Annotated in this window: 7 protein-coding genes; all 7 read right to left on the bottom strand. The window is 71.8% G+C overall.

Features of this window, described 5'->3' with window-relative positions:
• Positions 1-1027: glycosyltransferase (locus tag PLP61_RS13935; protein ID WP_324503347.1), on the bottom strand; the 1027-nt coding region annotated here is incomplete at its 3' end.
• On the bottom strand, positions 1024-1518 hold the full coding sequence (locus tag PLP61_RS13930) for a UDP-N-acetylglucosamine--LPS N-acetylglucosamine transferase (protein WP_324503346.1): 495 nt from the start codon (positions 1516-1518) through the stop codon (positions 1024-1026). The genes PLP61_RS13930 and PLP61_RS13935, both read right to left, overlap by 4 nt.
• Positions 1519-1738: 220 nt before the next feature.
• Positions 1739-3268: an exopolysaccharide biosynthesis polyprenyl glycosylphosphotransferase gene (locus tag PLP61_RS13925; RefSeq protein ID WP_324503345.1), complete on the bottom strand. Its 1530-nt coding sequence runs from the start codon at positions 3266-3268 to the stop codon at positions 1739-1741.
• Between the two features lie 384 nt (positions 3269-3652).
• The gene (gene pth, locus PLP61_RS13920; protein WP_324503344.1) at positions 3653-4252 is read right to left on the bottom strand and encodes an aminoacyl-tRNA hydrolase; all 600 of its coding nucleotides are present in this window, start codon (positions 4250-4252) and stop codon (positions 3653-3655) included.
• 47 nt (positions 4253-4299) lie between these two features.
• Positions 4300-4926 carry a 50S ribosomal protein L25/general stress protein Ctc gene (locus PLP61_RS13915; protein WP_324503343.1) on the bottom strand — a complete coding sequence of 209 codons (627 nt, stop codon included), beginning with the start codon at positions 4924-4926 and terminating at the stop codon, positions 4300-4302.
• A gap of 228 nt (positions 4927-5154) precedes the next feature.
• Positions 5155-6000, bottom strand: coding sequence for an LCP family protein (locus PLP61_RS13910; protein ID WP_324503342.1), 846 nt, complete (start codon positions 5998-6000; stop codon positions 5155-5157).
• A 90-nt stretch (positions 6001-6090) separates the two neighbouring features.
• On the bottom strand, positions 6091-6394 hold a 304-nt coding region (locus PLP61_RS13905; protein WP_324503341.1), incomplete at its 5' end, for a phosphoribosyltransferase family protein.

Below are 6394 nucleotides of genomic sequence, written 5' to 3'. Positions count from 1 at the left end.
GGTGCCGCAGTGCCCAGCGGGGGCCGAGGCCGGCGCCGTAGTCGGCGACCCGCAGGTCTAGCTGGCGGTCGTGGCTGAGCGCCAGGGCCACGCCCGGCGCGCCGCGGATCACCAGCAGCTCAGCGGCCGCCACGTCGCGGGCTGCGGTGAGGACGGCGCGGTGGTAGCCGGCGTACTCCAGCAGCCGCCGCCGTGCCTCGCGGCCGGGGTGCCGGCGTGCCGCCCTGCTGCTGGTGGTTCCGGGAACGGTGCGGGACAGCTCGTCCACCCGGCGCAGGTCGACGTGGTCCCAGCCGCCGAAGGCCGCCTTGCCCACCTCGCCCCAGAAGGGGCAGTCGGCGTAGGAGGACCCGCAGGCACAGGAGATCTCCCCGGACGCTCCCGCCGGCCACTTCGTCACCAGCGCGCCGAGGTGGAGCACGCCCGGCCGGATCGCCAGCCGCTCCTCCGCCTGCCGGGCGCGTTCCTCGTCCCCGACCAGGTGCAGCACACGCGGTGCACCGGGCAGGACATGCGGCCCCCGGCCCGAGACCGGCTGGGACATCAGCTCGGTGAAGTTGCGGGCAGCCGCGGACTCCGCGACGTCCGCACGGGTCTCGAGCCTGGTCCCGGTCCCGGGAAGAGCGGCGAGCTGAGCGTCGAGGTCCTCCGGCGTGCGCGCCAGCAGGACCGGGCCCCGTGCCGCGCACCAGGGCGCGAAGCGCAACTGGTGGTCGTCGACGTGCTCGCCGAGGCCCGGGTCGCGGGGGAACACGATCGGCCGGTGCCCGCCCCACCGGGCGTCGGAGATCGTGCCGGGGCCGCCGTGCGTGATCACCACGTCGGCCTCGGCGACCGCCTTGCGCAGCTCCGCCGGCGACAAGAAGGCCACCCCGCGGGCGGTGGTGGGGGGTGCGGACAGGCCGTACTGGATCAGCACGTCGTCCTCGGGGAAGCGCTGCTGGTGCGCGTCGGCCCAGGTGACCGCCCGGTCGAAGGGGTGGTGGTCGGTCCCGACCAGGATCACCAGCCGGCGCAGGCCGTTCACAGCAGGGGTCCGATCACCACGGCGTCGTCGTAGAGCGCAGCCTGCTCGGGCCACTGCACCATCATCACGTCGGTGAACGGCCGGCAGAGTCGCCCGGTGAGCGTCGCGGTCTCCACCCGGTCGTAGACCTCGACGTAGGCGGTGCGCGCGCCCAGGAGCCGCCCGAGCACGAAGAACGGCACAGCGGTGCCCGCACCTGTGGACACCACGACGGTGGGCCGGAACTCGCGCAGCACCCGCCAGGCGAGCCGGGTGTTGCGCAGCAGGTTCGGGATGTTGCGGGTGGTCGGGTGGAAGGCCCACCACACGTTCTTCTCGTCGGCCAGCGTGTAGATGGCATCCGGGGTGTCGAAGGTCACCCAGCCGCGCTCACCGCTCTCCCACCACGACCGCAGCGCGAAGAGCTGGGTCAGGTGGCCACCGCTGGAACCGACCAGCAGAGGGCGCACGACATCCCGCGAGGTGCGCTGACGTCGCTTCCACATGGCCATCGGGCGACATGCTAGCGACCACCAGGCGTCGGCGTGGCGTTTGGGTCAACTCCGCGCCGCGCGGTCAGCGCGTTCGCGGGCGGCGCCGCCTCAGCAAGGGCAGCGTGGGCAGCAGCCACGATCCCGCAGGTGCGGGATCGTGGCTGCACCGGACCCGGTATCCACAGCACCCAGCCAGCACGTGCGGGATCGTTGCTGTCAGGAGCTTGCGGACCAGGGCTCAGTAGGCCCCGCGAGACCGGGTCACCGCGTCGACGGTCCGCACCCCGATGCCGAGGTCGTCGACCAGCCGCCAGTTGTCGGTGTAGCGCAGGTCCAGCTCGACCGACTTCTCCCAGCTGAGGTTGGACCGACCGCTGACCTGCCAGAGGCCGGTCACGCCGGGCCGGATGGCCAGCCGCCGACGCTCGCGGGCGTCGTACTGCGCGACCTCCTCGGGCAGCGCAGGCCGCGGACCCACCAGCGACATGTCGCCCTTGACCACGTTGATCAGCTGGGGCAGCTCGTCGAGGGAGGTCTTGCGCAGGACACCGCCCACGCGGGTGATGCGCGGGTCGTGCTTCATCTTGAAGAGCAGCCCGGCGCCCTCGTTGCGGTCGGCCAGGCTCGCCTTGACCTGCTCGGCGTCCCGACGCATCGTGCGCATCTTGTACATGGTGAACTCGACGCCGTCCTTGCCGACGCGGGTCTGCCGGAAGATGCCGGGACCGCGAGAGTCCAGCCGGACCAGGGCGACCATCACCAGCAGCACCGGCGACACCAGGGCCAGCAGCAGCCCGCCGACGACCCGGTCGAAGGCGGCCTTGAGGAAGCGGACGAACACCGACGGCCGGCTCGATGCGACGTGGATGAGCGTGGTGTCGGCGAAGGCGACCGCGTCCACCCGGTGGGAGGCGACGTGCGCGAGCGGGGAGAGCAGGCTGATGGCTGCGGGACCGCCCTCGAGCTGCCAGCCCAGCCGCTGCACCCGTTCGCTGGTGACTCCGGGACCGGGGACGACCACGACGACGTCGGCCTGCCGAGCGCCCACCCAGGCGGCGATGTCGTCGCTGTCGTGCACGACCGGTGCGCTGAGGAGGGAGTCGGAACCGGGCGGGATCGAGGAGTCCGGGTCGATGAGCACGCCGCCGACGACCTTGGCCCGCCGGTCACCGGCCCACTTGGTGGCGAGCTGGACGATCGAGGGGGCGTTGCCCATGACGACCAGCCGGACCGGCCCGACGTGGTGGTGACGAACCATCGACGCTGCGGCCGCGGCCGCGGTGACGGTGAGGATCACCAGGCCGGAGCTGCTCAGGGTCTGCTCGGGCACGCCCAGGAACGCAACCGCCACCGCCACCGCGCTGAACGGCAGCGCGGCGTCGCGCAGCAGCCTGCTCATCCGCGGCATGCCGGGCCGGATCGCCTCGACGCCGGAGTAGTAGTGCACGGCCAGCGTCGTCGCCACGACCAGGGCGAGGTACAGCGGCGCAAGGCCCGCCAGCACGCCGACCAGCAGCCCGGCGCAGGTGGCCACAGCCACCTCGACGCCGAGCATGACGGACTTCGGCAGCCGCGCCAGGTCGAACTCACCCGGGGCGGACAGCGGAGTCGCTGTACCCACCTCGGAGGTGAGCGCCACGGCATCCCCCCTGCCGGCGCCCAGGCCGACCCCGTCCGGGTCGGCGCGCCGCTGCCGCGGCACGATGACCGCATCAGCGGTCCTCGGAGCCGGAACCATCAGGTCCGGACCGAACGAGACTTCATCCATTGTCGCCCTACCCCCATGTAAGACTTCCCCCGTCGGGGGGTGCACCAGCCCGAGTCAACTCAGTGCGATCACCCAGCGGTGTCGCAGCGTCAAAGAACCCTGACTCGAGCTGTGAGTACCTCCGAGAAGGAGGAGCGACGAAGTGTCGGAACGCGCCCCGCTCTGACGGGCGCTGGACCCCATAGTCCGCACGGCACAGCCAACCGAAAGGTCATAAAGACCACCCCCACGTCACCGGGTTCCCCATGTTCCCGGGTCACCCCCATCCTCCTGACCAGCGGTGGCTGGTGTCAAGGCGGAATGTGTGTGAGAACTCGGAAACTGTAGTCGTTTGGGTAGATTTAACCGACGTGGGACACGTCACTGCCTGGCCGGGGGCATGGCTCAGGAGTTGAACTGCTGCTGCGTCGCCGCCAACCCCTTCAGCACCAGCGACTCCACGGCGTCGGCGGCGTCCTGCACCGAGAAGGGGAGCTCCTTGCGCTCCGTGGCGGAGAAGTTCGACAGTACGAAGTCGGCGACGTCCTGGCGGCCGGGCGGTCGCCCTACCCCCACCCGCACGCGGTGGAAGTCGCCGGTGCCGAGCGCGGCACGCATCGATCGCAGGCCGTTGTGGCCGTTGTCGCCGCCGCCGACCTTGACCCGGAGCGCGCCGAACGGCAGGTCGATCTCGTCGTGCACGGCCACGACCTGCTCGGCAGGGACCTTGTAGAACGCGGCCAGCGAGGCCACCGGGCCGCCGGTCTGGTTCATGTAGCAGCGGGCTCGGGCGAGCACGACCCGCGGGCCGGGCACGCCGGGGGCACCGAACCGCCCTTCGACGACGTCCGCGCGACGCGACTTGTGCGCCCGGAACCGGGAACCCATGCGGGACGCCAGCTCGTCGGTGACGAGGTAGCCGACGTTGTGCCGGTGCCCGGCGTACTCAGGCCCGGGGTTGCCGAGCCCGACGACGAGCCAGACCCCGTCGCTGGGCGTGCTCATCAGCGCACCTCTCCCCCGGCCCAGGATCCTCCCGAGCCGGGCGTGGGTCACTCCGCCTCGCCGCCCTCGGCGACCTCGGCAGCGCCACCCTCGGCCACGCCGGCCTCCGCCTCGACAGCCTCGGCCTCCTCGGCCGCCTGCGCGGAGATGTTGACGATGAGGGTCTCGCCGTCGGTCAGCAGCGTCGTGCCCTGCGGCAGCGCGAGGTCGGCTGCCAGGATCTGGGTGCCGATCTCAGCACCCTCGATGTCGACCTCGATGAACTCGGGAATGTTCGTGGCCTCCGCCTCGACCTGGATGGTGGCGGCGTCGGTGACCACGAGCGACTCGCGGACCGCCTCGCCCACCAGGTGCACGGGGACGTCGACGGTGACCTTCTCACCCTTCGTCACGGCCACGAAGTCGATGTGCTCGAGGACCCGGCGGATGGGGTCGACCTGGACCTGCTTGGTCAGCGCGAGCTGCGGCTTGCCCGCCACGTCCAGCTCCAGCAGGGCGTTGGCGCCGCCGTGCTTGATGGCCATCATCGTCTCGTGGCCAGGGAGGGTGAGGTGCACCGTCTCGTTGCCGTGCCCGTACAGGACCGCGGGCACCTTGTCCTCGCGACGGATCCGGCGCGCCGCGCCCTTGCCGAACTCGGTACGCAGCTCGGCGGTGATCTTCTCGGCAGCCATGGGTCTCTCTCCTGACGGGGTGGTACGACGGTTCGCGGGCTGGCCTCGACCGGCACGCCCGGCCTGCCACAGAAGACCTGTCACAGACGAGCGCCGCGCGACCGATTCGGCGCGGCGCTGTGTGCCGGGCCCAGTCGATCACGGAGATCCCAGGGGGACTCCCTCGCCGAGGCAACCGCAGCAGTCTATCCCCGGCGCCGCCAACCGGCCCAATCCGGTGGGGGCGGCTCAGGGAGCCGTGTCCGAGCGGCCGGCCTCGGGGTGGGCCGCGAACCAGTCGTCGACACGGTCCTCACGCACCGACTGCCAGAGCCCGGCGTTCTCGGGCGGGTCGAGCCGCAGCGCAGGTCCGCCCCCCTGCGTCGGAGCGGTGAGGTAGCGGATCTGGGCCGAGCGGAGGTTCCGCAGCGACACGACGAGCCGGCCCATCTGCAAGGGAGACCAGCCCTCGTCGACCGCGAGTCTCGCGGTGACGGTGTCGAGGAAGTCGTAGAGCAGCCAGGGGTACTTCCGCATCTCCTGCTGGAGCGAGGCGTCGAGGACGGTGCGCAGGACCTCGTGCTGCTGGCGGATCCGGCGGCGCTCCGGCCTGGCCGGCAACGGCTGCGTCTCGGCGCCACCGTGCTGCGCAGCCAGCTCCTCGAAGGCCGCCCAGTCGACCACCGCAAGGTGGTCGATGCGGACGCCGGTCTCACGCTCCACGGCGCCCACCGTGAGCGCGGGCCCGCCCATCCGGAAGGTGTCGGCGAGGGTGCCGGCGCCGTGCCCGGGGATGGCCATCTGGGCGGCGGTGGGGATCGAGATGACACTGGCCCCGAGACGGTCTGCGGAGAGGTGCACGACCATCACCGAGGCACCTGCGGTGAGTCCCGGGAACCACTCCTGGGTGTCGGCAGCCGAGGAGGCCTCAGGGCGGGCGCCCAGGAGCAGGATGTCGACGGCACCCGAGGCCGCCTTCTCCGGCCGTCCCTCGAGGCCGGCGAAGGCCCCGGGGATCCGTCCCACCTGCGCCGTCAGCCGGTGCTCCAGGTACCACCCGACGGCGAGGCAGCCCATCAGCAGCCCCGCGGCCACGGCCAGCAGCGTGCGCCGCGATCGCCTCTGCCTGCCGCCCCCGACCCCCGTGTCCGGGGTGGGGTCCCCGTCCGTGGCCGTCACGCCCGCTCAGGCGTGCCCGTCGAACATACTGGTGACCGAGCCGTCCTCGAAGACCTCCTGGATGGCCCGGGACAGCAGCGGGGCGATCGAGAGGCAGGTGAGCTTGTCGAACCGCTTGTCGTCGGAGAGCGGCAGCGTGTTGGTCACGATGATCTCGGTGGCGGGGCTGTTCTTGAGCGCGTCCACCGCCGGGTCGGACAGGAGCGCGTGGGTGGCGGCGATGATCACGCCGGCCGCCCCTTCGGCCATGATCGCCTCAGCCGCCTTCACGATGGTCCCGCCGGTGTCGATCATGTCGTCGACCAGCACG

Source organism: Nocardioides sp. (assembly GCF_035429765.1).
Taxonomy (GTDB): domain Bacteria; phylum Actinomycetota; class Actinomycetes; order Propionibacteriales; family Nocardioidaceae; genus Nocardioides.
Note: the sequence above shows the minus strand (reverse complement) of the source record. Positions and strands in the feature narration are given on the sequence as shown.